Below are 22,876 nucleotides of genomic sequence, written 5' to 3'. Positions count from 1 at the left end.
CCCGTCCCTTAAGGTAGGGCGCGAATAGACAACCGGCCGGCCCAAGCTCTCTTGGACGTCGACCCAAGACGGACGCCTATGAACCCGAATTTTCTAGATTTCGAACAGCCGATCGCCGACCTGCAAGCCAAGATCGAAGAGTTGCGCTTGGTCGGTAACGACAATTCGCTGAATATCGGCGATGAGATCTCCCGCCTGCAGGACAAAAGCAGCACCTTGACCGAAGACATCTTCGGCAAGCTGACCAGCTGGCAGATCGCGCGTCTGGCGCGTCACCCGAAACGTCCGTACACCCTGGACTACATCGAACACATCTTCACCGAGTTCGACGAGTTGCACGGTGACCGTCACTTCTCCGACGACGCGGCCATCGTCGGCGGCGTTGCCCGTCTGAACGATGAGCCGGTGATGATCATCGGTCACCAGAAAGGCCGTGAAGTGCGCGAGAAGGTTCGCCGCAACTTCGGCATGCCGCGTCCTGAAGGCTATCGCAAGGCCTGCCGTCTGATGGAGATGGCCGAACGTTTCAAAATGCCGATCCTGACTTTCATCGATACCCCGGGCGCCTATCCGGGCATCGACGCTGAAGAGCGCAACCAGAGCGAAGCGATTGCCTGGAACCTGCGCGTCATGGCCCGCCTGAAAACCCCAATCATCGCCACCGTGATCGGTGAAGGTGGTTCCGGCGGTGCATTGGCCATTGGCGTGTGTGATCAACTGAACATGCTGCAGTACTCGACCTATGCGGTGATTTCGCCGGAAGGTTGCGCCTCGATTCTGTGGAAAACTGCCGAAAAAGCGCCGGATGCCGCTGAAGCCATGGGCATCACCGCCGAGCGTCTGAAAGGCCTGGGTATCGTCGACAAAGTCATCGGCGAGCCGTTGGGCGGCGCTCATCGTGACCCAGCGGCGGCCGCGGCATTGATCCGTGCCGAGCTGACCTCGCAACTGGCGATGCTGAAGAAGTTCGATAACGAAGCGTTGCTGACTCGTCGTTATGAGCGTCTGATGAGCTACGGTCTCTGATCTGACCCCGGCTTTAATGTGGGAGCGGGCTTGCTCGCGAAAGCGGTATAACAGTCAACCGACGTGTTGGATGTTCAGCCGCTTTCGCGAGCAAGCCCGCTCCCACATTTGATATCTGCAAAGTGATCGATATGAGTCAGCCAAAGATTGATCTCGCTGCCCGGCTTCTCGTGGAGCTCGCTCCGTGGCGCAACGCCAAGACCTGGCGCATCGCGTTCTCCGGTGGCCTCGACTCCACCGTCCTGCTGCACCTCCTCGCCCACCTCGCCAAAACCGAATCCCTGCCGACGCTGACCGCCATCCACGTCCACCACGGCCTCCAGGCTGCCGCCGAGGCGTGGCCGGAACACTGCCAGTTGGTGTGTGATGGGTGGGGCGTGCCGCTACAAGTCGTTCACGTTTATGTTCATCCCGGCGCCAGCCTCGAGCGTGCCGCCCGGGACGCGCGCTATGGCGCGTTCCTCGAAGCCACCCAGGCCAGCGAAGTGCTGCTGACCGCCCAGCATCGTGACGATCAGGCGGAAACCCTGTTGTTCCGATTGCTGCGCGGGGCAGGGGTGCGAGGTTTGTCGGCGATGCCGCGCCAGCGCCCGCTGGGCAAAGGCCACCTGCTGCGCCCCCTGCTCGATGTCACGCGAGCAGAATTGGAGGCTTACGCCGCGGAGCATCTTCTGAACTGGATCGAAGACCCTTCCAATCAGGACCGGCAGTTCTCCCGCAACTACCTGCGGCACCAGGTGTTTCCGGTCATGACCGAGCGTTGGCCGCAAGCCTTGGCGAGCATGGCCCGCAGCGCGGCGCATCTCGGCGAAGCTCAGGGACTGCTTGATGAGCTGGCGCAAATCGATCTGACCCATGCCCGTACTGCCAGTGAGTTCGATTGGCTGGGGGTGCGGTCCCTTCAGTTGTCGACGCTTGCGATGTTGTCCGCCGCTCGTCAGCGAAATGCACTGAGTCACTGGCTCGCCGCACTGACGCGTCTGCCCGACAGCGACCATTGGTCGGGTTGGGAAGATCTGCGCGATGCCGCCGACGATGCGCACCCGATCTGGCGTCTGGCGGAGGGCGAGATGCATCGGGCCGGGGGGCGGATCTGGTGGCTGTCAGGCGGCTGGTTGCGTACGCCGCCCGCCGTTGGGGCCTGGGCCGAGCCGTCGACAGCGTTGGCGTTGCCGGATAACGGCGTACTGACGTTCTCGGGCCAATCCCCTGATGGTCCGCTGCATATCCGCTATCGTGAGGGAGGCGAGGTGATGAATCTGCCGGCTCGCGGCCGCCGGGATTTGAAGCGTTTGCTCAATGAACGCGGGGTTCCAGGCTTCGTCCGTGGCAGATTGCCGCTGCTGTATCGCGGCGAGCATTTGCTGGCGGTAGCCAACCTGCAAGGCTTGAATGGCAGTGCGCAGGGCGGCTGGAATTTGCATTGGCAGCCACCGGACGAAGATCAAGGTTTGAGCTGAAAGGGGCTTTCCGGTAGACTACGCTCCCTTCTTGATACAACTTCTGTGGATTCGCCTGAATTGCAGGAGTTGCCGATTACCAAGCAGTCTTTGCTGGGCGATTCCAAAAAATGTGTAGCGAGCAACGCACCGGAGTTACATCTCCCGGTCTGTCACAACGCGGCGGTTTTTTTGAAAGGTGCACTGTGATTAATGCAGGTGATCGGGGGCTTCGGCCTTCCTTCGCTTTCCCCGGCGGCTCGGACCGCTTTAACGCAGACTTCTAGGGTTTTTCATGACGCGCTACATATTCGTCACGGGCGGTGTTGTTTCTTCATTGGGGAAAGGCATTGCATCGGCTTCATTGGCGGCCATCCTGGAGGCGCGGGGACTTAAGGTCACCATGCTGAAACTGGACCCGTACATCAACGTCGATCCAGGCACCATGAGCCCGTTCCAGCACGGTGAAGTATTCGTCACCCACGACGGCGCCGAGACCGACCTGGACCTGGGCCACTACGAGCGGTTCATCCGCACGACCATGACCCAGAACAACAACTTCACCACCGGCCGTGTCTACGAGCACGTCCTGCGCAAAGAGCGCCGTGGTGATTACCTGGGCGCGACCATCCAGGTCATTCCGCACATCACCGACGAGATCAAGCGCCGGATCATCAAGGGCGCCGGCGATGCCGACGTGGCCATGGTCGAGATCGGCGGCACCGTGGGTGACATCGAGTCGCAACCGTTCCTCGAAGCGATCCGTCAGTTGCGTTTCGAAGTCGGCGCCAAGCGCGCGATGCTGATGCACCTGACCCTGGTGCCTTACATCGCCACCGCCGGCGAAACCAAAACCAAGCCCACCCAGCACTCGGTCAAGGAACTGCGTTCCATCGGCCTGCAACCTGACGTGCTGGTGTGCCGCTCCGATCACCCGATCGACATTTCCTCGCGTCGCAAGATCGCGCAATTCACCAACGTTGAAGAACGTGCGGTGATCGCCCTGGAAGACGCCGACACCATCTACAAGATCCCGGGCATCCTGCATTCGCAAGGCCTGGATGATTTTGTCGTCGAGCGTTTCGGCCTGCAATGCGGCGGCGCCGATCTGTCCGAGTGGGAAGCCGTGGTTGACGCCAAGCTCAACCCCGAGCACGAAGTCACCATCGCCATGGTCGGCAAGTACATGGAACTGCTGGACGCCTACAAGTCGCTGATCGAAGCGATGAGTCACGCCGGCATCAGCAACCGCACCAAGGTCAACCTGCGCTACATCGATTCCGAAGACATCGAAAACCAGGGCACCGCGCTGCTGGAAGGCGTCGACGCGATCCTCGTTCCAGGCGGCTTCGGTCTGCGTGGCGTGGAAGGCAAGATCACCGCCGTTCAATATGCTCGCGAAAACAAGGTTCCGTACCTCGGCATCTGCCTGGGCATGCAAGTGGCCGTGATCGAGTTCGCTCGTAACGTCCTGGGCTGGAAAGACGCCAACTCCACCGAGTTCGATCGCGCCAGCGGCCACCCGGTCGTGGGTCTGATCACCGAGTGGGAAGACGCCACCGGCGCCGTCGAAACCCGTACCGAAACCTCCGACCTGGGCGGCACCATGCGCCTCGGCGCGCAGGATTGCCTGCTGGAGCCAGGTTCCCTGGTTCATGACTGCTACGGCAAGGACGTGATCGTCGAGCGTCACCGTCACCGCTACGAAGTGAACAACAACCTGCTGCCGCAAATCATGGAAGCCGGCCTGAAAATTTCCGGTCGCTCCGGTGATGGCGCGCTGGTTGAAGTGGTCGAAGCCCCGGATCATCCATGGTTCGTCGCTTGCCAGTTCCACCCTGAGTTCACCTCGACACCTCGCGACGGTCACCCGTTGTTCAGTGGTTTCGTCAAAGCAGCTTTGGCTCAACACCAGAAGAAGGCTTGAACCTTATGGCGCAGAAGATCATCCGCGTAGGCGAAATCGAGATTGCCAACGACAAGCCAATGGTGCTGTTCGGTGGCATGAACGTGCTGGAAAGCCGCGACATGGCGATGCAGGTCTGCGAAGAGTACGTCAAGGTCACCGAGAAACTCGGTATCCCTTACGTGTTCAAGGCCAGCTTCGACAAGGCCAACCGTTCCTCCGTGACCTCGTACCGTGGCCCCGGCCTGGAAGAGGGCATGCGGATTTTCCAGGACATCAAGCAAGCCTTCGGCGTGCCGATCATCACCGACGTCCACGAGCCTGATCAGGCCGCGGTCGTGGCTGAAGTCTGCGACATCATCCAGTTGCCGGCCTTCCTGTCGCGCCAGACTGACCTCGTGGTCGCAATGGCCAAGACCGGCGCGGTGATCAACATCAAGAAAGCCCAGTTCCTCGCGCCTCAGGAAATGAAACACATCCTGAGCAAATGCGTGGAAGCCGGTAACGATCAGTTGATCCTCTGCGAGCGCGGTTCGAGCTTCGGCTACAACAACCTGGTCGTCGACATGCTCGGCTTCGGCATCATGAAGCAATTCGAATACCCGGTGTTCTTCGACGTGACCCACGCGCTGCAAATGCCCGGTGGTCGCTCCGATTCCGCCGGCGGTCGCCGCGCCCAGGTCACCGATCTGGCCAAGGCCGGCATGAGCCAGTCGCTGGCCGGTCTGTTCCTCGAGGCGCACCCGGACCCGGACAATGCCAAATGCGACGGCCCATGCGCCTTGCGTCTGGACAAACTGGAGCCATTCCTGGCCCAGCTCAAAGCGTTGGACGAACTGGTGAAGAGTTTTCCGACGGTAGAAACCGCGTAACATCGGAATTCGGTTGTAGGCGCCGGGGGGGGGGGGGGGGGGGGGGGGGGGGGGGCCCCCCCCCCCCCCCCCCCACCCCCCCCCCCCCCCGCTTCCACCTTCGGAACATCAGCGTTTTTCGAGGCGGAACCCGAAACGCGGAAAGTGCACATGCACCACCCCGCCCCGCTCGTCTTCCCGGCGCAGAATCAATTCCTCGCGCCCGGCAAACAGCAACTCGCCGGCCACCGGATCCACCCCGTAATCGGTCGCGGCAATGACCACCTGCTGGCCCGCCGCAAAACCATTCGGCTCATCAAATGGCTCAACCGGCAACGGCGCCGGCGTCGATGTCCGCGCCACTTCCAGCGCTTCCTCGGACGACATCGCGCTCGACGCGCCATGCCCAAAACCCATCACTCGCGCATGCCACGCGGCCACCGCCGGGTAAGCATCAACCAGTGGCGCGGTCACCGGCGTCGCCTTGAGGAACCACAGGCAATGCGCCAACGCGAAGTCGGCAATCGACGGCTCGCCGAACAGGAAGTCGCCCGGCTCGCGCTGAAGTTGTTGCTCCAGGCGCGACATGATCGTCGGCCATTGATGCCGCGCCTGTTCCGCCGACAACTTGGTGGTGCTGCCGCCACTGAACAACCCGGCGCGATCGGCGAGGAAGGTCTTGATCGCTTCCGGCGGCAGACTGCCAAAACGCACGGCAACCGATTCCGGCTGAAACACCAGGCTCACCGCATGCTGGAACACCACCGAATCGGCCCACGCGGCGAAGGTCGCAGCGATCATTTCCTGGCCTTCCGGGAAGAATGCCGGCAAGGCTTTCTCTTGTTCCAGTCGACGGGCAATCAGCGAGGTGTCGCAATAGATGTCCGCGCCGATCTGCAACACCGGGGTCTTGCGGTAGCCGCCGGTCAAGGCGGTCAGATCAGGTTTCGGCATCACCGGCGAGATTTTCACCGAGCGCCAGGACAAGCCTTTGAAGCCCAGCAGCAGGCGGGCCTTTTCGGCGAAAGGGGACGTCGGGTAATGATGAAGAATCAACTCGGACATGCTCGGCTCCGCCGCACGAATAGGAATTCGCAGCTTAGCGCGCAATGCGCAGGCGGCCTACGGATCGGGCTTATGGGAACTGATCAGTCAGATTGATAAGCCGGCAGCGAAGGTCGCCACCAGGCATTCCTTGGCGCTTTTCCTGAGTTTCTTGATCAGCCGTTCCTGGCGCAGCGCTTCGCTTTTGTCGCGGCAGGCTTCGGTGTAGACCAGCGCCATGGCCGGGCTGGACAGAAAGAAGCGTGCGCCTTTGCCGCTTTGGTGCTTGGCGAAGCGGCGCACAGGGTCGTCGCTGACACCGCAATAGAGCGAGCCATTGGCCGCGCGAACCAGGTAGACGAACCAGGGTTTGCTGACCGGCAATGGTTCGGCGGCGATGACGGAGGATTCGCTGGGGGTGCTCACGTGACGATCAGGGCTTGTAGGAAACAAGCCGCGATCTTATCAGCGACCGGCCTGAAATGCCTTCAGCCCCTTCAAGGCCTGGGCACGCACGGCGTTTCTCACCAATGGCGTCCAGCCCAGCAGCAGGCCCTTGAAACCCAGGGCCTGGCGCGACCAGGTCCACAGATTGAAACGGTCATGGTGCTCGCAAATCTTGCCGTCACGAAACACGAAGCGCGCCTGAATGTCGTTGACCACCACTTTGCCGGTCTGGCTGAACAGGTACGTCGCCACCCAATGCGCGCCACCGGTGCGCTCATCGCTGCGCACGTTATCGAAGGTCAGGGAAAAATCCTTGGCCCGGGTGGTGAGCATCCGCCACATATCACCCGCGTCACGCCCGCGCAGTTCGCCGAACGCCGGATCGCTGAACACCACGTCGTCGGTGTAGCAGGCGCTCATCGCTTCAGCATCCAGACGCTGGAAGGCCTGGTAGAAGCGGGTGATCAAGGCGTCGTGGGCATCACTCATGGACAGGCTCCGGGAATATCATCAATAGGCCAGCACGATAATCCGCGAGGGCCGGAATGACTATGGCCATTCACCACAAAAATGCTGGCACTGCGGCTGATGCCGGTCAGTCATTCATGCAACCCTGTGGGAGCGGGCTTGCTCGCGAAGGGGCCATCACATTCGACATTGATGCTGGCTGACATGCCGCCTTCGGCGAGTAGGGGCCGGGGTGAGTCGTGATGTCTGGGCTGGCCACATGACCTGTGGGAGCTGGCTTGCCGGCGAAGGGGCCTTCACATTCGACATTGATGCTGGCAGGCACACCGCCTTCGCGAGCAAGCCCGCTCCCACAGGTTTTGCGTTCGGAATCATGTCGGAATTTTCTGAAGTTTACGCTGGAAGTGCTCGCTCGCAGGTCTCGTGTGTCAGACGGATTACTGACTTGCTGCGGCTGTTTAACTGCGTTTGGTTTTACGTCTTGTAAGCCACACAACCTTGCGCCGTTACCTACGACTACGCCAGACTTCGCCGGCTTGTGCGGCCTGACCACGGGTTTTATCGTTTGCCTGCCACTGCTCATCAGTGGTCGGGTTTAGCGGCCCGAGGTTCACAGCTGCACGTGCAACCATCGCACAGGTATTTTTTGTACCTGCGATTTGATGGTGGCTGTGCGCAGGGCGCCTTCGGGCGCACCGGCTTTGCTGTGTTCCCCGGTCCGCTAACCTGCGTGCAGCCGCCACCCTTTCCGCTTAGCGGTGGAAAGAGTTGGCGCCCAATAGGGAATACAGATATGCCTAAGGTAACTCCCGATCCCCCGCAAGACAGCTCCAGTCCAGACAAGCCCAACGAAGCCACCGACCGTACCGTCGATGACGCCGCCTTCTCCTTCGCCGACATCAAAGCCATCCCGCGCAAGCCGTCCACGTTCTTCATCGTCAACCCCGAACTCCCTGTACAAGAATTGCTGGGTCTTGCAAGCGAGGCGGCGGCATCGGCCTGCGTGATCATCATGGACCGGGCCGACCGGGAGACAGGTTCGATTCGCAATACCCTGCTGGGCCTGGAATTGATCATCTCCGCGATAGAAATCTCGGTGAACCGCGCACTGGACCACCTCGACCCCATCCAGTAGTCCGCAACGGCAAAACGAAAATTGGGCGACCTCTGCAGGTCGCCCAATTTTTTTCGCCTGCCCCTGTAGCTGCCGATGGCTGCGTTGTGCGGATTACAGGTAAACGATGTCCAGGGTAGCGCTGCCATCGAGCGGGGTTTCGGCAGTCAGGACCTTCGGCTTGTAGAGTTTCGTGGCTACCACGACATCCGTCGTAAATGTCTGCATGGCGATTGGTGCGTAATCCGGGCCGGGCGCATTGACGGTCCGCATCCAGTCGGGCTGCCAGATCTGACCGGGGGCGGCCAGAAACCAGGTAGTGCCATCAACTGACTCCACCAGTGACGCTTGCGCACCGTCAGCCAACGCATTCTCCATCCTCAACGTATATAACCCGAGCTTCTGATCATTCTCACCCAAACCCAGGCCAAAGGAGGAAATGCTGTTATCAGCCGCGGTATTTTTTCGGTTATCGGTGCTTTTAACTGCAAAGAACGTCGCGGCATCGCAGCTCACACTCAGTTGCAGCGTAACATTCGGCAGTGGCTTGATCGCGCCGATGCTACCAGGCAAATCCTTGATCGATATCTTCCCATGATCAACCACCCCACCATTGGACAACTGCGGCACACACGCAGCTGGCGTAATAGTCCCTTTAACACTCAAGTCCGTGCTGGACGCAGCACTTACATTCGATGCGGCGGCCAAACATACGACAGCCGTGAGATAACTTAACTTCTTGCCCATTCTTTTTTAAATCCGTCAGACACTTCGGTTATTTGCAGTAACAGCGAGACCATTCGATTGTCAGCGAACATTCATCCCGATCCAGGCAGCGCACTATAGAGCTGCAAAAAGCGTCAAGAAATACAACTAATACGAAAAACCACTGTTATCCGCCGCGACTGACTGTGAGGCTGGAAACATCGCACGGCCATACAATCGGAAACAACTTCGTGGGGCACGCCTAATGCACCATGCCACTGTCCCGCGCATACGCAAACAAGTCCACGTCCGTGGAAATGCCCAGCCGTTGCATGGCCATGCTCTTCTGTTTGCTGATGGTCGAGACGCTGCGTTTGAAGTAATCGGCTATCTCACTGACGGTCATGCCGCTGGCGAGCATGCGCACCACTTCGTGCTCTTTGGCCGACAACGAAGGGGGGCCGGACTGCGCTTCGGCGTCTGCCTGAACCAGCACCGCACGCAAGGATTCGCTGATAAACCGCCGTCCCTCGCTGACGGCTTTGATCGCCAGGGGCAGCTCCTTCGCCGACGCATCCTTGGCGATGATCGCCATCACGCCTTGGGCAAACGCCGCCCTCAACGTGGTGACATTGGCGAACATCGTGACCAGGATAATCGCGGTCTCCGGGTGGTGCCGACGCACCCGGTCAAGCATCTTCAAGCCGTCGGCCTGGACATTGCCCGGCATGCTGAAATCGGTGATCAGCAGATCGCAGGGGGTGGTTAAAAGCAGATTCAAGAGACTGTCGGGTCCATCGGCTTCGCCCACGACCACACAGGGTCTGCTCAGGTCGATGAGCATTCGCAAGCCGATTCGAACGACAGGATGGTCGTCAGCAATGATTACGCGCATTGTGGGATTAATCCTGTTTGATGACTGGAATGCGCGAAAAATAGCGCCGCCCGAATCCCTTCACAACGACCAATCTTGACCATGAAAATGCGACCCCCAATGGATTCGGGGGCGAGGTCTTTCTCCTATAAAACAAGAGGAACCGCCCTACATTAATCTGCGCAATGGACCACACACGGAGCCTACAGACATCACCCCAATTCGATACAAATTGTAAATCTCTACACGTTTTCTTACACGTTACCGTCCGGTTTCGTATTTATGACACGCCCTTATCGGCTTGCCCGATCAATTGCGCAACACCCTCTCAGAGGAAAACCGTTAGTTATTATTACCGAGACAAAACTTCGGGCTTACACATTATCGGTATTTTTAGCGGCAACTTCTTCACACAGCTCGCCGGGCCATTTTCGTATTAGTTGTATTACCGCTCGCGGGTTCTTTCGATAGATTGCGCCCTGCCCGAACAGGGGCCATTAACGACAATCCTCCTTATAAGGAAGAGCCAACAAATGAACAAACATTTAACCCTGTTGACTGCCGCGTTATTGCTGACAAGTGCATCGTCGGCGTTTGCTGCGTCCAGTACCGACCTGACTGTGACGGGCACGATTACGCCGGCGGCGTGTACGCCGACGCTGTCCAGCAATGCGATTGATCTGGGCAAGATTTCGTCGAAAGATCTTAAACAAACGTCCGCAACAATTATTGACCGGCGAACGTTGACCTTGTCCGTCAACTGCGACGCGACGACCTCGTTTGCGCTGGTCGGTGTCGACGGCCGGCCAGGTTCGTCGATTGAATCGATCAAATATGGCCTTGGTTTTATCAACACTGATCAGAAGCTGGGTGGGCTAGGCCTGTACATCAGAAATCCCGTAGCCGACGGCGTTCCGGTCCAAACCATTGGTTCGTTTGATGGCAGCACTTGGTACAAGGAGAGCATCTGGGAGCCCAAAATATTTATAGCGGTCGGTTCATTGACTGATGACAGCCAACCGATTTCAGTCAAGGACCTGACAGCGGATATCGACGTGTCCACTGTCATTGCGCGAGCCGACAGACTGGACCTGACCAACGAAGTCCCCATCGATGGCCAGGTCACGATTGAAGTCAGGTACTGACAACACCGCCTCCCATAAGGCAACGCCGCCCACCCGGCGTTGTCCGCTCAACGCTAAGAAAGAGCCAACACATGAACAAACATTTAACCCTGTTGACTGCCGCGTTATTGCTGACAAGTGCATCGTCGGCGTTTGCTGCGTCCAGTACCGACCTGACTGTGACGGGCACGATTACGCCGGCGGCGTGTACGCCGACGCTGTCCAGCAATGCGATTGATCTGGGCAAGATTTCGTCGAAAGACTTGAAGCAGACTGCCCCAACACTCATTGACCAGCGGACGTTGAATCTGTCGGTCAAGTGCGACGCGGCGACTAGATTTGCACTGGCCGGCATCGACGGACGACCAGGTTCGGCGACTGAGTCTATCAAGTTCGGCCTCGGATTCATCAACACTAACCAGAAGCTGGGTGGGTTGGGCGTAAATATCAAAAATCCGATAGCTGACGGCGCTCAAGTCCAGTCGATCGCCTCGTATGACGGTAGCACTTGGTTCGGAGATGACCTTTGGGACCCCAGGACGTTGATGTCCGTTGGCTCACTGGCCGACGATAGCCAGCCGATTCTAGTCAAGGACTTGGCTTTGGACCTCGATGTATACACCGTCATCACCCAAGCCGACAGACTGGACCTGACCAACGAAGTCCCCATCGATGGCCAGGTCACGATCGAAGTCAGGTACTGACAACACCGCCTCCCATAAGGCAACGCCGCCCACCCGGCGTTGTCCGCTCAACACTAGAAAGAACCCATACATGACCAACCATTTACCCCTGCTGACAGCCGCAGTGCTGCTGATCGGCACCACGTCGGCGTTCGCCGCGTCCAGCACTGACCTGAGCGTCGTCGGAACGATCATGCCGAGTGCCTGTGCGCCGAGCCTGAGCAATGGCGGCGTGGTCGACTACGGAAAAATCTCCGCGAAAGACCTGAACCAGTCATCGAACACCCCACTGGGCGAAAAAACCCTTCAGCTCACCGTGACGTGTGACGCCATTACGCCATTTGCCCTTTCGCTGACGGACAACCGCCTCAATACAGCCACTGATACCGACCCTGAAACCTTCGGCCTGGGCTTGACCGACAGCAGCGAAAAACTCGGCAGGTATGAGATGTTTTTCAGGAACCCGGTCGCCGATACCAGCCTGAGAGCGCTTTACTCAGCGAACCAGGGCGGCACGTGGAATTTCTTTGGAGCCAACGAGTCGGCACAAAAAACCGACTGGATTGCGTTCGGAGAAAACCGCGCACCGCTGCCTCTCCAGACCGTCACGGTGGACCTTGCCATCAGTACCGAAATCGCCCCGTCTGGCAGCCTGACCCTGACCAGCGAAGTGAAGATGGACGGCTCCGCAACGCTGCAAATGGAGTACCTGTAACCAGCCTCCTTCGGCGGGCAACGCCGATCAAATGGCGAAGCCCGCTCAACCGAAAAGAAACCGAACGGTTGCATTTTCGTATTAGTTGCATTCCACCCCGCTACCTCGATCGATAGATTGCGCCCAGTCCATAAAGGGCGACTTCCAACAATCCTCCTTCAAGGAAATGCCAACACATGAACACGCGTTTATCCCTGCTGACCGCTGCGTTGCTGCTGACCGGAGCCTCGTCGGCGTTTGCTGCGTCGAGCACTGACCTGAGCGTCACGGGCACTATCACGCCTTCGGCCTGCTCGCCAGAGCTGACCAATGGCGGCATGGTCGATTACGGAAAAATTTCCGCGAAGGACCTGGATCAGGCGGCACACACACAACTCGGCGAACAAACACTTCAACTGACCGTGACGTGTGACGCGTCCACGCCGTTCGCGATTTCGATGACTGACAACCGTCCCGGCACCTCCAGCGATCCGAATGCCGGTAATGGACATACCTTCGGCCTGGGTCTGATTAATGGCGGTGAAAAACTCGGATGGTACAGCCTGTTTTTCAGAAACCCCGTCGCCGATATCGCCGTGCGAGCCATGTTCTCCGAGGACAAAGGCAATCTCTGGCACGACCTGAGTGCGGGTGAATCAGTCCAGACGACCGATTGGGTCGCGTTTGGAAACAACAGAACGCCAGAGTCACTTCAAGCCGTCACGGTAGACCTTGCCCTGCAAACTGCCATCGCCCCCGCCAGCGGCCTGACCCTGACCGACGAAGTGGCAATGGACGGTTCCGCGACCCTGCAGATCGAGTACCTCTAACCCAGCCTCCTTCAACCGGTAATGCCGAACACCCGGCCTTACCCACTGACTTAAAGGACGACCCATCATGGAAAGATGCTCCCTCGCTCTCTCGACCGCCCTGTTGCTCGCCGTCGCCCCTGCGGCACTGGCCGCCAGCAACACCGACCTCAGCGTCACCGGCATCATCACGCCGAGTTCCTGCACGCCTACGCTGTCGGACGGCGGCATCGTCGATCACGGCAAGCTGACCTCCAAGGATCTCGATCAGGCTAGCCCCACCCGCTTGCCGGTCGGCGAGATGCAACTGCAGGTTGACTGTGAAGGCCCGACGAATTTCACCTTGACCACCATCGACAACCGCGCCGGCACATCGGTGATCAACCCGGCGTACCACGGCCTGGGCACGGTCAACGATGACCAGATGCTGGGCAGCGTCGGGTTCGGGATTTTCGAGCCGCAAGCCGACGGCAATCCGGTGATCACCATCATGTCCCGGGACAACGGTTCGAGCTGGGGAGCGTCCACCTATCTGGGCCACGCCGGGTGGACGGCCTTTGCCGCGCCGAGCGATCCGCATACACCGATCGCCCTGCAAAACCTGAGCGCTCGCCTGCGCGCCTTCACGATCATTGCGCCGGCCAAAGACCTGACCGTGCTCGACGAGCTGCCCATCGACGGGCACGCCACGGTGCAGATCACGTACTGATCAGCCACATTATTTTTTAATTCAGATTCAGGATTTTCATCATGAACAAGACTTTCAACGCCCTTTTCGCCGCCCTGTTGCTGGCCGGCAGTGCCAGTGCTTTTGCCGCCTCCAGCGTCGACCTGACCGTCAAAGGCACGATCACCCCGAGTGCTTGCGAGCCTACTTTGTCCGCTGGCGGGCTGGTGGATTACGGGAAGATTTCGGCGAAGGATTTGAATGCTGACAAGCCGACACACTTGGGTCACCAATATTTGCAATTCACACTCATCTGCGACGCTCCCACTCCGGTGGCAATACGAGCCCAGGACAACCGCGCCGGCTCCTCCTCTGAGAGTGGTGGGTATTTCGGTTTGGGGATGATCAACACAGACGAAAAACTCGGTGCCATGACCTTGATGCTGCAATCACCGGTAGCCGATGGCGTAACGGTCAGCACTATCGGCTCGCTTGATAATGGTTCGACTTGGGCCAACGAACGCAGCCTGTGGACCGACAACATCGTTGCGGCTGCGGTCCCCGGCACACTGACCCCGATCATGCTCCAGCAGTTTAATGCTGACCTGCGGATCAGTCCGCAAATCGCCCCCGCCAACCAACTGACCCTCACCAACGAAGCCGCCATCGACGGCTCCGTAACGCTGTCCGTGGTCTACCGATAACACACCGACAACCCGAAGAGCGGCGGGACGTCCACCCGGCGCCTGACCGCTCTCACTTGCACCACCGTGCTGACAAGGATTTCAGACCGCTATGAAACATGCGACTCCACACCTGCTCGCCATCCTCTGCCTGCTGAGTTTCGCGCCAGTGGCCATGGCCGCGTCCGAAGTCGAGCTGAACGTCGTGGGCCAGATCACCCCCAACGCCTGCGACGTGCTGCTCTCGGACGACGGCATCGTCGATCACGGCAAGGTGCCGGCGCGCACCCTCAATCAATACGAGTTGAGCCCCTTGCCCGGTCGGCAACTGGAACTGCATGTGAGCTGCAACGAACCCCTGCTGTTTGTTCTCGTGGGCATGGACCACCGCGCGGACTCGTCGCTGGGGCCGGGCTTCTATTACGGGCTGGGCTGGAACGTCCACGCCCCCGACGAACGCCTGGGCTCGGTGAGCCTGGCCTATCGCAACGCGGTGGCCGACGGCGAGCCCGCGCTGGTGCTGGCGTCGAGCAACCAGGGCCTGACCTGGTTCCCGGAGAACAACGCCTACCCGAACAACTACATGGGCTTCGCCAAGCCCGGCACGCTGGTGCCAGAACCCCATCAACTGCTGACGGCGACGCTGCACATCAATACCTCGATCAACGCCGCGTCCTTCCTGACCCTGAAGCAGGAAGTGCCTTTGGACGGCGCCATCGTCCTTGACCTGAGATACCTCTAGCCATGCTGACTTTTCCTTCTTCTATACAGGCGTTAACCATGAACCTTTTCAACGGCGCGCGATGCCGACATTTCTGCCTGGGCGGCCTGGCCTTGCTGTTCGCCGGCCACGTCGTGGCCGACGGCATGGTGCCGGACACGTCGGTGGTGATCGTCAACGAAGCTGACGGCGAAGCCTCGGTGTCGGTGACCAACACCGACTCGACCCTGGCCCTGCTGCACGTCACCCTCGAAGACATTCCCGAGGACAAGGACCCGCTGGTGTTCGTCACGCCGCCGCTGGCCCGGGTCGAGCCGTCGAAAAGCCAACTGGTGCGGTTCATCCTGCAGACGTCCGAACCGCTGAAGACCCAACGCCTGAAACGGGTGATCTTCGAAGGCATGCCCCAGGACCGTCCGCCGGCCGAAGCCGGGCACGCGCGGGTTGGCGTGACGGTGCGGCAGAACCTGCCGGTGATCCTGCATCCGAAAGGTCTGGCACCGAACCGCACCCCATGGACGGGGCTGACCTGGAGCCTGAAAAACGATCAGGTCAGCGTGCACAATCCATCACCGTATGTGGTGCGGCTGGCCCAGGAACTGACGCTGTTGCCGGGTAACGGGTCGGCGCTGTTGCCGCGCACTTATGTGCTGCCGGGCGAAACGCTGAGCGTGCCGGCCAATGGCGCGACGGCGACCAGCGTGCGTTTGCAACCGGCCACGGTCTACGGCTTCGCGGTGCCGCATTTCGAGGCGCCGCTCGAGTCCTGAAACCACCCACACGTGCGCGACGAAGGATCGCTGAGCACCGAACGTTTCCAGGCAACGGCGAGTGCGCCGTGGCAACAGGCGTGGCTGCACCTGAGTAGACAGGGCAGCACGCCGGCATAAACCAAGTGAACCCAATGAACACAGTAACTTTTTACCGTGATGGCGAAGCCGTGCCCGCGATTCGGCCCACAGCCCACCCGCGCCTGCTGCCTCGCCGCACCGCAGCGGCCGTGCTGCTGATCAACGCGCTGATGGTGCTCGACGCCCATGGCAGTGATTTATTGCTGGCGTCGTTCGACACCAACACCCTGCGCCAGCGCGGTATCGACCCGGCACTGGCGACCTTGCTGATGGAAGCGCCGCGGTTCCACGCGGGCCGGCATTCGGTGACGCTCAGCGTCAACGGTCAGCGCCACGGCCGAGTCGACGTCGCCTTCGACCGCGCCGGGGCGCTGTGCTTTGATCGCACCCTGCTCGACAAGGCCAACCTGAACGTGCCCGAGCAGACCCTCGACGATGGCCGCTGCTACGACTTTCTCGGCAGCGCGCCGCAGACGGCGATCGAGCAGGACCCGGCCAACCTGGCGCTGGCGCTGGTCGTGCCGACCGACGCGATTCGCCCGGCCGTGCGTGATGTGTCCGGCTATCAAACCGGCGGTGTCGCGGCGCTGCTCAACTACGACGTGACCGGCCAGCACAGCCGCTTTGGCGACAGTTCGAGCCGCTACGCCTCGGCGAATACCGAGCTGGGGTTCAATGCCGGCGACTGGATCGTGCGCAGCCGTCAGGTGCAGACCTGGCAGGACGACGTGTCGCGCACCACGCACATCGCCGCCTACGCCCAACGCACCTTCGCCGAACATGAGGCGGTGTTGCAGGCGGGTCAGATCAACCTCTACAACCCGGTGCTGGCCGGCGCGCAGATCACCGGCGTGCAGGTGCTCAACGAACAGGCGCTGCAAGCCGAAGGACAAAGCGCGGTCATCGAAGGCATCGCCAACAGTCAGGCGCAGGTCGAGGTGCGGCAGAACGGTTCGCTGATCTATTCCACCGTGGTCCCCGCCGGGCCGTTTGCGCTGAATAATGTGCGCCGGTTGAACAGCCGCTCCGACGTCGAAGTCACGGTCAAGGAGGAGGACGGCAGCCAGCGCAGTTTCACCGTACCGGCGGCGATGCTCGGCATCGGTTTGCCGGCGCCGGGTTACTCGCTGGCGGCGGGCCACGTGCGCCGGGTCGGCAATGAAAAAGGCGACGAGCCGTGGGTGATCAGCGGCGGCTGGAGCGGTGCGCTGAACCCGCAAGTGCTGGTCAGCGGCGGCGTAACCGGTGCCGCCGACTACCGCGCGGCCGGTGCCAGCCTGGGCTTTTTGCCGACGCCCGACACTCAGGTGCAAACCACGCTGACCGGCGCCCAGGCCACGGGTCACGAAACCAGCCAGGGGCTGCAAGCCGACCTGACCTTGTCGCATCGTCTGAGCGAGCAGTGGGCGATGAACGCCGGCAGTTCCTACCGGACTCTGGGTTACCGGGAGCTGGAAGACGCGGTGTTCGCCAACACCAGCGACGACCGCAAATCCCGCTACCGCGACCAGCAAAGCGCGGCGCTGTCGTGGTCGCATCCATGGCTCGGCGCCTTCAGCGGCGGCTTCAGTCAGTCCAATTCGTTCGATGGTCGCAACAGCAGCCGCGCCCTCGCGTCCTGGGGCACCAACATCGGCGGCGTGTCCGTGTCGACGACGGCCGAATGGCAACTCAGCGGCTCGAACCGTAACGGTGACAGCGTCTATGTGAACCTGAGCATTCCCCTGGGCGCGAACCGTCGGGCGCGCACCTGGGTGCGCAACACCGAGGGCGAATTCCGCAGCGGTGTGGGCGTCAGCGAGCAGATCAACGATCAGCTGGCGTACCGCGTCGGCGTTGAACACGACACCCGCGACAAAGAAGTGCAGAGCACCGTCGGCGTTTCGCTGTTGCCGCGCTACACCCAACTCGATCTGAACTACACCCGCGCCGATGCCGATCGCTCCAGTTATCAAGCCAGTGCCCGTGGCGGCGCGGTGCTGCATGGCGGCGGCCTGACCCTGTCGCCGTATCCGATCAGCGACACCTTCGGCCTGCTCTCGGTGGGCGACATGGGTGCGATCAAAGTGTCGACGCCGAGCGGTCCGGTGTGGACCGACTGGCAAGGTCAGGCGGTGATCCCGCAATTGTCGGCCTACGGCAAGAGCCCGGTGGAAGTCGACACCAAGACCCTGCCGCGCAACGCCGACATCAGCAACGGCCTGGCGGTGCTGTCCGCCGGGCGCGGGGCGGTGGACAAGGTCGAGTTCGGCGTGACCATGACCCGTCGCGCCCTGCTCAAGGCCACCACCGCCAACGGTGCCCCGCTGCCCCGTGGCGCCTCGGTGAATAACGAGGATGGCGAGTTCGTCACCCTGGTCCAGGAAGGCGGCCTGGTGTTCCTGCCCAACGTGCTCGACACCCGTGCGCTGTTTATCAAGGCACCGGGACTCGAGCGTTGCGAACTGCGTTTCGAGCTGCCGGAAGACGCCGACACCAACGCGTATTACGAAACCGCCCCCGCCAAGTGTCGAGCCCTTTGAGGATGACTTTCATGAACCTGTCCCGCCGTTTATTGGCCACCCTCGCGCCGTTGGCGTTCACGCCGTTCGCCTGGGCATCGGCTGACGATTGCCAGCTCAACCTGAGCCAACCGGTGCTCGATTACGGCCTGATGAACCGGGCGATTCGCCCCGATGCCGCGCCGGAGCGCAAACTCGGCGAGCGGCGCTTGAGCCTGAGCCTGAGCTGCTCGACGCCCACTGACATGAGCCTGTTTTACCGGGCCATGGCGGCGACGGCCAACCGCTTTCACTTCGCCGACCGCGGCACGTACCAGATGCGGATTCGCGACGCAGTGCTGGACGGTCAGTCGGTGGAGCTCGGGTTGATTGCCGGCGTCGGTCAGGCGCCGGCGGAAACCGCAGCGGAGCTGACCTGGCGTCCGGAACACGGGGTGGTGCCGTTGCAAGCCGGCACGCCGTTGCAGGGCCGCACATTTTCGGCGCAGCTGGAGTTGACGGCCTGGGTCGATGAGAAAGGCATGCAAGTGCGCGACGCGCTGACCTGGGAAGCGACCGGGGTGTTCGACGCCGTCGCCGCCGGACGCAGCCGTGAGGCGACCTTGCGCGCACGCTTCGCCCCGGCCGCCTGCGAACCGGCGCTGTCCAACGGCGGCGTGGTGGATTTCGGCAACCTGACGATCAACGACCTCAGCGCCGACAAGGCCACGCGCCTGCCGCCCCGCTCGCTGAATTTGCGGGTGGGTTGCGACGCGCCCACGGCGTTCGCGCTGGTGATGCACGACAACCGTGCCGGTTCGGCGACGGACGACAACGACTTCCAATACGGCCTTGGCACGGACAGTCGCAACAACAAGATCGGCTTTTTCTCGCTGAACATCGACCCGGCGAGTGCCAGTGCCGACAGCTTTGCGCGCCTGTACCGTACCGACTCCTTCGGCGGTAACGGAGCCTGGAGCAGCGCCAGTGCCAACCCGATCGCCATCGCCAAGACCCGCTACCTGAGTTTTACCGACAGCGCCGGCAGCAGCGCGGGCCCGGCGATGATCCAGAACTTCAACACCACGGTGACCGTCGACGCGGTCATCGCCCCCCTCAACAGCCTGGACATGAGCAACGCCATCGACCTCGATGGCGCGGGGACGATCGAGATTATTTACCTGTAACGCCGCTATCGGTCGGGCACGTCGCCCCACGCGTGGGAGCCAGTTTGCTGGCGATGGCAGTCGATTTATCAACCCTAAAAGTGAGTAAGGAAAATGAAAAAGTACCTCGCAACACTTTCCGCCACGGCACTGATCGGCCTGGCGCCGTATGCGCTGGCGGCTTCAAGCACCGACCTGAGCGTGACCGGCAAAATTACACCAAATGCTTGCACGTTGAGCTTGTCCGGGGGCGGAGTGATCGATATTGGCAAATACTCGGCGGCGGATCTTGACCTCCACGTGAATACGGTAATAAGCACAAACCCTCTGCAATTGACCATGGCATGTGATGGCCCCACGCCCTTTGCCCTGAGATCAATCGATAACAAACACAATACTGAATCAACCACCGGTTGGTTTGGCCTGGGATTGAGCAACGCGGGAGAAAAACTCGGTTTTGTTTATTTAGGGATCAAACAGACCTTGGCAGATGGACAGGCGGCTCAGGCTATCAAGTCTGAGGATGAAGGCGTGTCCTGGTCGAAGGGCACCAACCTAAACAAAACAGTGCTCGTATCGGCTGGCAATCCCGCGGACCTGGAAACCCCAATAATGGTGAAAGACCTCACCATGGATCTGGAAGTCAGTACGTTCATCGCGCCTTCCAAAACCCTGACATTGACCGACGAAACCATCCTTGATGCTTCCGCGACAATCGAAGTCGTGTACCGCTAAAGCCGGGACCCACGCTTTTGTAGGAGCGAGCTCGCTCGCGAAAAATCTATGGCCGCCGCGTCGAACCAGACAGCGCGCGTCATTGTTGACGCCCATCGCGAGCAAGCTCGCTCCTACAGGGGCAAATTTCAAATCGATGAGGATCTGGAAATGAAAAAGTACCTCGCAACACTTTCCGCCACCGCACTGATCGGCCTGGCGCCGTATGCGCTGGCGGCTTCGAGCACCGACCTGAGCGTGACCGGCAAAATCATCCCGAGTGCCTGCACGCCGACGCTGTCGAACGGCGGCGTCGTCGAGTACGGCAAGATTTCGTCGAAGGATCTGAATCAAACCACGGGTACGTACCTCGAAAAGCGCACGGTGATGCTGACGGTCAATTGCGATGGCCTTACCCGGTTCGCGCTGGAGGGCATCGATAACCGTGTGGGCTCGAGCACCTTAGCGGTAGCGTTCGGTCTCGGCAAAATCGATGGCACCCAGAATCTGGGGCATTTCATGGTGTCGATGATGAGCGCTGTTGCCGATGGCGTGTCGGTCCTGCCGGTCAAATCCAAGGACGGGCAGACTGGCTGGGAAGGCCATGTGTTCTGGATGCCGGGGGATTTCGCTTCGGTGGCCGACAGGAGTGATCCCAGCCAACCAATTCTGGTGCAGGACGTCACCATGGAGCTGGACATCGCTCCGTTCATCGCACGCGCCGACGGTCTCGACCTGACCAATGAAGTCCAGATCGATGGCTCGGCGACGCTGGAAATGAACTACCTCTAAACCCCGTTTCAACCTGTAGGAGCGAGCTTGCTCGCGATGAACTCGAGGGCGCCGTGGGGCACCTGGTTTTCCGCGTCATCGTTGACGTCCATCGCGAGCGAGCTCGCTCCTACAGGGGGGCGTTTTTTTGTAGGAGCGAGCTTGCTCGCGATGAACTCGCGGGCGCCGCGGGGCATCTGGTTTCCCGCGTCATCGTTGACGTCCATCGCGAGCAAGCTCGCTCCTACAGGATTTGTGTCGCTATTGCGGCTTTAACTACATGGAATTTAATGATGAAAAATTACTTCGCAGCACTCTCCGCCACCGCCCTGATCTGCATGGCACCGTATGCATCGGCAGCGTCAAGCACCGACCTGAGCGTCACTGGCAAAATCACTCCGGTGGCTTGCACGCCGACCTTGTCGGGCGACGGGATGATCGACCATGGCAAAATTTCGAAGAAAGACCTGAACGCGGCCACCTTCACCCTCATCGGCACCCAGACGATGAACCTGACGGTCAACTGCACGGCGCCGAACACCTTTGCCCTGCGCTCGATCGATAACCGGGCCGGATCGCAGTCCAACCGCGACTGGTATGGCCTGGGGAATACCGAAGCCAACGAAAAAATCGGCTTTGTGATCCCGATGATGAAAGGCGTGGTGGCGGACGGGCAACCGGCACGGACCATCATTTCATGGAACGACGGGGAGACCTGGGGTGCTCACCATCACCTGCGCCCCAACATTCTGATCGCCGCCGGGTCCACCAGCGACACCACCACGCCGATGCTGGCGCAAGACGTCACGTTCGAGATCGATGTCTCCACGCACATCGCCGCCACCAACAACCTCACCTTGACCGACGAGGTCGGCGTCGATGGCTCCGTAACCTTCGAGATGCAGTACTTCTAAAGACGTCAGCGCTCGCACCGCCGTCGGTGCGAGCGCTTCAGTGTCAACCGCTTAACGAAAAGGACCTTCGCGAATGAACATTCACTTCGCCTTACTCGTGACCACTTTACTGATCAGCGCCACACCCAGCGCCCTCGCCGCCTCGACGGTCGACCTGACGGTGAAGGGCACGATCACGCCCATCGCCTGCACGCCCGGCCTGTCGAATAACGGCCTGGTGGATTACGGCAAAATTTCCTACAAAGACCTGAGCGCCGACAAGCGCACGCAACTGCACGACAAGCACCTCGACTTCACCATCCAGTGCAACGGTCCCGCCCGTTTCGCCCTGATGATGCGCGACAACCGCGACGGCTCGGCGATCGTCAACAGCGAGATTTTCTACGGCCTGAATCACGACAACAGCGGCAACAAAATCGGTCTGTATTCGTTGAATTTCGACCCGACGCAAACGGTGGTGGATGACCTGTCGCAGGTGTTCCGCACGGACTCCACCACCGGCGGCGTGGCCTGGAGTTCGTCGAACAGCCGACCGATTCCGATTGGCGCCCGCAGCTACCTTGGATTCACCGATGTCGCCGGCAGCAGTGCCGGGCCGATCTTCATTCAGAACCTGTCGAGCCGGGTCACCGTCGAAACCGTCATCTCCCCCACCTCCGAACTGGACGTGAGCACCGACATCCAGCTCGACGGCTCGGCGACCCTGGACGTGATTTACATTTGAG

25 protein-coding genes are annotated in these 22,876 nt (G+C 60.5%); 19 read left to right on the top strand and 6 right to left on the bottom strand.

The window, feature by feature from the left end; genetic code table 11:
* The first annotated feature begins 78 nt into the window (after positions 1 to 78).
* From NTD84_RS12660 to kdsA, 4 genes are all read left to right on the top strand, one after another.
* Positions 79 to 1,026, top strand: coding sequence for an acetyl-CoA carboxylase carboxyltransferase subunit alpha (locus NTD84_RS12660; RefSeq protein WP_262165808.1), 948 nt, complete (start codon positions 79 to 81; stop codon positions 1,024 to 1,026).
* Positions 1,027 to 1,157: 131 nt separating this feature from the next.
* Entirely contained in the window at positions 1,158 to 2,486 is a 1,329-nt protein-coding gene (tilS, locus tag NTD84_RS12655; protein ID WP_262165807.1) for a tRNA lysidine(34) synthetase TilS, read from the top strand.
* Positions 2,487 to 2,760: 274 nt separating this feature from the next.
* Entirely contained in the window at positions 2,761 to 4,392 is a 1,632-nt protein-coding gene (locus NTD84_RS12650; RefSeq protein ID WP_262165806.1) for a CTP synthase, read from the top strand.
* 5 nt (positions 4,393 to 4,397) lie between these two features.
* Positions 4,398 to 5,243 (top strand): 3-deoxy-8-phosphooctulonate synthase, encoded by an 846-nt coding sequence (gene kdsA / locus NTD84_RS12645; protein WP_262165805.1) that lies wholly within the window; start codon positions 4,398 to 4,400, stop codon positions 5,241 to 5,243.
* Positions 5,244 to 5,351: 108 nt separating this feature from the next.
* Here the strand turns inward: kdsA and NTD84_RS12640 are convergent, their stop codons facing one another.
* From NTD84_RS12640 to NTD84_RS12630, 3 genes are all read right to left on the bottom strand, one after another.
* Positions 5,352 to 6,287, bottom strand: coding sequence for a glutathione S-transferase family protein (locus tag NTD84_RS12640; RefSeq protein ID WP_262165803.1), 936 nt, complete (start codon positions 6,285 to 6,287; stop codon positions 5,352 to 5,354).
* Between the two features lie 87 nt (positions 6,288 to 6,374).
* A complete protein-coding gene (locus NTD84_RS12635) occupies positions 6,375 to 6,692 on the bottom strand; it encodes a GIY-YIG nuclease family protein (RefSeq protein ID WP_262165801.1) in 318 nt (105 codons plus the stop codon).
* Between the two features lie 39 nt (positions 6,693 to 6,731).
* A complete protein-coding gene (locus NTD84_RS12630; protein WP_262165800.1) occupies positions 6,732 to 7,202 on the bottom strand; it encodes a nuclear transport factor 2 family protein in 471 nt (156 codons plus the stop codon).
* Between the two features lie 772 nt (positions 7,203 to 7,974).
* Here NTD84_RS12630 and NTD84_RS12625 point away from each other — a divergent pair.
* Entirely contained in the window at positions 7,975 to 8,316 is a 342-nt protein-coding gene (locus NTD84_RS12625; protein WP_262165799.1) for a DUF6124 family protein, read from the top strand.
* 93 nt (positions 8,317 to 8,409) lie between these two features.
* Here the strand turns inward: NTD84_RS12625 and NTD84_RS12620 are convergent, their stop codons facing one another.
* Both NTD84_RS12620 and NTD84_RS12615 read right to left on the bottom strand, forming a co-directional pair.
* Positions 8,410 to 9,042 carry a DUF1120 domain-containing protein gene (locus NTD84_RS12620; protein WP_262165798.1) on the bottom strand — a complete coding sequence of 211 codons (633 nt, stop codon included), beginning with the start codon at positions 9,040 to 9,042 and terminating at the stop codon, positions 8,410 to 8,412.
* 220 nt (positions 9,043 to 9,262) lie between these two features.
* On the bottom strand, positions 9,263 to 9,895 hold the full coding sequence (locus tag NTD84_RS12615) for a response regulator transcription factor (RefSeq protein ID WP_262165796.1): 633 nt from the start codon (positions 9,893 to 9,895) through the stop codon (positions 9,263 to 9,265).
* A gap of 512 nt (positions 9,896 to 10,407) precedes the next feature.
* Here NTD84_RS12615 and NTD84_RS12610 point away from each other — a divergent pair.
* The 12 genes from NTD84_RS12610 to NTD84_RS12555 all read left to right on the top strand — a co-directional run bounded on the left by NTD84_RS12610 (position 10,408) and on the right by NTD84_RS12555 (position 21,258).
* Positions 10,408 to 11,019, top strand: coding sequence for a DUF1120 domain-containing protein (locus tag NTD84_RS12610; RefSeq protein ID WP_262165794.1), 612 nt, complete (start codon positions 10,408 to 10,410; stop codon positions 11,017 to 11,019).
* Between the two features lie 71 nt (positions 11,020 to 11,090).
* Entirely contained in the window at positions 11,091 to 11,702 is a 612-nt protein-coding gene (locus NTD84_RS12605) for a DUF1120 domain-containing protein (RefSeq protein WP_262165792.1), read from the top strand.
* 70 nt (positions 11,703 to 11,772) lie between these two features.
* The gene (locus NTD84_RS12600) at positions 11,773 to 12,396 is read left to right on the top strand and encodes a DUF1120 domain-containing protein (RefSeq protein WP_262165790.1); all 624 of its coding nucleotides are present in this window, start codon (positions 11,773 to 11,775) and stop codon (positions 12,394 to 12,396) included.
* 176 nt (positions 12,397 to 12,572) lie between these two features.
* Complete coding sequence (locus NTD84_RS12595) at positions 12,573 to 13,205, top strand: DUF1120 domain-containing protein (protein ID WP_262165787.1); 633 nt, start codon at positions 12,573 to 12,575, stop codon at positions 13,203 to 13,205.
* Positions 13,206 to 13,272: 67 nt separating this feature from the next.
* Positions 13,273 to 13,893 carry a DUF1120 domain-containing protein gene (locus NTD84_RS12590; RefSeq protein ID WP_262165785.1) on the top strand — a complete coding sequence of 207 codons (621 nt, stop codon included), beginning with the start codon at positions 13,273 to 13,275 and terminating at the stop codon, positions 13,891 to 13,893.
* A gap of 41 nt (positions 13,894 to 13,934) precedes the next feature.
* Positions 13,935 to 14,555 carry a DUF1120 domain-containing protein gene (locus NTD84_RS12585; protein WP_262165784.1) on the top strand — a complete coding sequence of 207 codons (621 nt, stop codon included), beginning with the start codon at positions 13,935 to 13,937 and terminating at the stop codon, positions 14,553 to 14,555.
* A gap of 91 nt (positions 14,556 to 14,646) precedes the next feature.
* Positions 14,647 to 15,276: a DUF1120 domain-containing protein gene (locus NTD84_RS12580; protein WP_262165783.1), complete on the top strand. Its 630-nt coding sequence runs from the start codon at positions 14,647 to 14,649 to the stop codon at positions 15,274 to 15,276.
* 38 nt (positions 15,277 to 15,314) lie between these two features.
* Positions 15,315 to 16,025: a fimbria/pilus chaperone family protein gene (locus tag NTD84_RS12575; RefSeq protein ID WP_262165781.1), complete on the top strand. Its 711-nt coding sequence runs from the start codon at positions 15,315 to 15,317 to the stop codon at positions 16,023 to 16,025.
* Positions 16,026 to 16,159: 134 nt separating this feature from the next.
* Complete coding sequence (locus tag NTD84_RS12570) at positions 16,160 to 18,628, top strand: fimbria/pilus outer membrane usher protein (RefSeq protein WP_262165779.1); 2,469 nt, start codon at positions 16,160 to 16,162, stop codon at positions 18,626 to 18,628.
* Between the two features lie 11 nt (positions 18,629 to 18,639).
* Complete coding sequence (locus NTD84_RS12565; protein WP_262165777.1) at positions 18,640 to 19,773, top strand: DUF1120 domain-containing protein; 1,134 nt, start codon at positions 18,640 to 18,642, stop codon at positions 19,771 to 19,773.
* Between the two features lie 93 nt (positions 19,774 to 19,866).
* Complete coding sequence (locus NTD84_RS12560; RefSeq protein ID WP_262165775.1) at positions 19,867 to 20,487, top strand: DUF1120 domain-containing protein; 621 nt, start codon at positions 19,867 to 19,869, stop codon at positions 20,485 to 20,487.
* Between the two features lie 150 nt (positions 20,488 to 20,637).
* Entirely contained in the window at positions 20,638 to 21,258 is a 621-nt protein-coding gene (locus NTD84_RS12555; RefSeq protein ID WP_262165773.1) for a DUF1120 domain-containing protein, read from the top strand.
* Positions 21,259 to 21,266: 8 nt separating this feature from the next.
* Here the strand turns inward: NTD84_RS12555 and NTD84_RS12550 are convergent, their stop codons facing one another.
* Positions 21,267 to 21,464: a hypothetical protein gene (locus tag NTD84_RS12550; RefSeq protein WP_262165914.1), complete on the bottom strand. Its 198-nt coding sequence runs from the start codon at positions 21,462 to 21,464 to the stop codon at positions 21,267 to 21,269.
* A gap of 66 nt (positions 21,465 to 21,530) precedes the next feature.
* Here NTD84_RS12550 and NTD84_RS12545 point away from each other — a divergent pair, with 66 nt between their 5' ends.
* Together NTD84_RS12545 and NTD84_RS12540 are read left to right on the top strand one after the other, a co-directional pair.
* Complete coding sequence (locus NTD84_RS12545) at positions 21,531 to 22,151, top strand: DUF1120 domain-containing protein (protein ID WP_262165772.1); 621 nt, start codon at positions 21,531 to 21,533, stop codon at positions 22,149 to 22,151.
* Positions 22,152 to 22,224: 73 nt separating this feature from the next.
* On the top strand, positions 22,225 to 22,875 hold the full coding sequence (locus NTD84_RS12540; RefSeq protein WP_262165770.1) for a DUF1120 domain-containing protein: 651 nt from the start codon (positions 22,225 to 22,227) through the stop codon (positions 22,873 to 22,875).
* Position 22,876 lies beyond the last annotated feature (1 nt).

Source organism: Pseudomonas sp. 14P_8.1_Bac3, from assembly GCF_025466085.1.
In the GTDB taxonomy this organism is placed as follows: Bacteria; Pseudomonadota; Gammaproteobacteria; order Pseudomonadales; family Pseudomonadaceae; genus Aquipseudomonas.
This window is presented reverse-complemented; position numbering and strand designations above follow the sequence as displayed.

What these genes read in the sequence shown, in the direction of transcription:
- NTD84_RS12590 (WP_262165785.1), top strand. Translation starts at nt 13,273, where the DNA reads ATGGAAAGATGCTCCCTCGCTCTCTCGACCGCCCTGTTGCTCGCCGTC.
- NTD84_RS12610 (WP_262165794.1), top strand. Translation starts at nt 10,408, where the DNA reads ATGAACAAACATTTAACCCTGTTGACTGCCGCGTTATTGCTGACAAGT.
- NTD84_RS12615 (WP_262165796.1), bottom strand. Translation starts at nt 9,895, where the DNA reads ATGCGCGTAATCATTGCTGACGACCATCCTGTCGTTCGAATCGGCTTG.
- NTD84_RS12640 (WP_262165803.1), bottom strand. Translation starts at nt 6,287, where the DNA reads ATGTCCGAGTTGATTCTTCATCATTACCCGACGTCCCCTTTCGCCGAA.
- NTD84_RS12660 (WP_262165808.1), top strand. Translation starts at nt 79, where the DNA reads ATGAACCCGAATTTTCTAGATTTCGAACAGCCGATCGCCGACCTGCAA.
- kdsA (WP_262165805.1), top strand. Translation starts at nt 4,398, where the DNA reads ATGGCGCAGAAGATCATCCGCGTAGGCGAAATCGAGATTGCCAACGAC.
- NTD84_RS12650 (WP_262165806.1), top strand. Translation starts at nt 2,761, where the DNA reads ATGACGCGCTACATATTCGTCACGGGCGGTGTTGTTTCTTCATTGGGG.
- NTD84_RS12630 (WP_262165800.1), bottom strand. Translation starts at nt 7,202, where the DNA reads ATGAGTGATGCCCACGACGCCTTGATCACCCGCTTCTACCAGGCCTTC.
- NTD84_RS12600 (WP_262165790.1), top strand. Translation starts at nt 11,773, where the DNA reads ATGACCAACCATTTACCCCTGCTGACAGCCGCAGTGCTGCTGATCGGC.
- tilS (WP_262165807.1), top strand. Translation starts at nt 1,158, where the DNA reads ATGAGTCAGCCAAAGATTGATCTCGCTGCCCGGCTTCTCGTGGAGCTC.
- NTD84_RS12625 (WP_262165799.1), top strand. Translation starts at nt 7,975, where the DNA reads ATGCCTAAGGTAACTCCCGATCCCCCGCAAGACAGCTCCAGTCCAGAC.
- NTD84_RS12570 (WP_262165779.1), top strand. Translation starts at nt 16,160, where the DNA reads ATGAACACAGTAACTTTTTACCGTGATGGCGAAGCCGTGCCCGCGATT.
- NTD84_RS12605 (WP_262165792.1), top strand. Translation starts at nt 11,091, where the DNA reads ATGAACAAACATTTAACCCTGTTGACTGCCGCGTTATTGCTGACAAGT.
- NTD84_RS12565 (WP_262165777.1), top strand. Translation starts at nt 18,640, where the DNA reads ATGAACCTGTCCCGCCGTTTATTGGCCACCCTCGCGCCGTTGGCGTTC.
- NTD84_RS12560 (WP_262165775.1), top strand. Translation starts at nt 19,867, where the DNA reads ATGAAAAAGTACCTCGCAACACTTTCCGCCACGGCACTGATCGGCCTG.
- NTD84_RS12540 (WP_262165770.1), top strand. Translation starts at nt 22,225, where the DNA reads ATGAACATTCACTTCGCCTTACTCGTGACCACTTTACTGATCAGCGCC.
- NTD84_RS12620 (WP_262165798.1), bottom strand. Translation starts at nt 9,042, where the DNA reads ATGGGCAAGAAGTTAAGTTATCTCACGGCTGTCGTATGTTTGGCCGCC.
- NTD84_RS12555 (WP_262165773.1), top strand. Translation starts at nt 20,638, where the DNA reads ATGAAAAAGTACCTCGCAACACTTTCCGCCACCGCACTGATCGGCCTG.
- NTD84_RS12585 (WP_262165784.1), top strand. Translation starts at nt 13,935, where the DNA reads ATGAACAAGACTTTCAACGCCCTTTTCGCCGCCCTGTTGCTGGCCGGC.
- NTD84_RS12595 (WP_262165787.1), top strand. Translation starts at nt 12,573, where the DNA reads ATGAACACGCGTTTATCCCTGCTGACCGCTGCGTTGCTGCTGACCGGA.
- NTD84_RS12580 (WP_262165783.1), top strand. Translation starts at nt 14,647, where the DNA reads ATGAAACATGCGACTCCACACCTGCTCGCCATCCTCTGCCTGCTGAGT.
- NTD84_RS12550 (WP_262165914.1), bottom strand. Translation starts at nt 21,464, where the DNA reads ATGGACGTCAACGATGACGCGGGAAACCAGATGCCCCGCGGCGCCCGC.
- NTD84_RS12545 (WP_262165772.1), top strand. Translation starts at nt 21,531, where the DNA reads ATGAAAAATTACTTCGCAGCACTCTCCGCCACCGCCCTGATCTGCATG.
- NTD84_RS12575 (WP_262165781.1), top strand. Translation starts at nt 15,315, where the DNA reads ATGAACCTTTTCAACGGCGCGCGATGCCGACATTTCTGCCTGGGCGGC.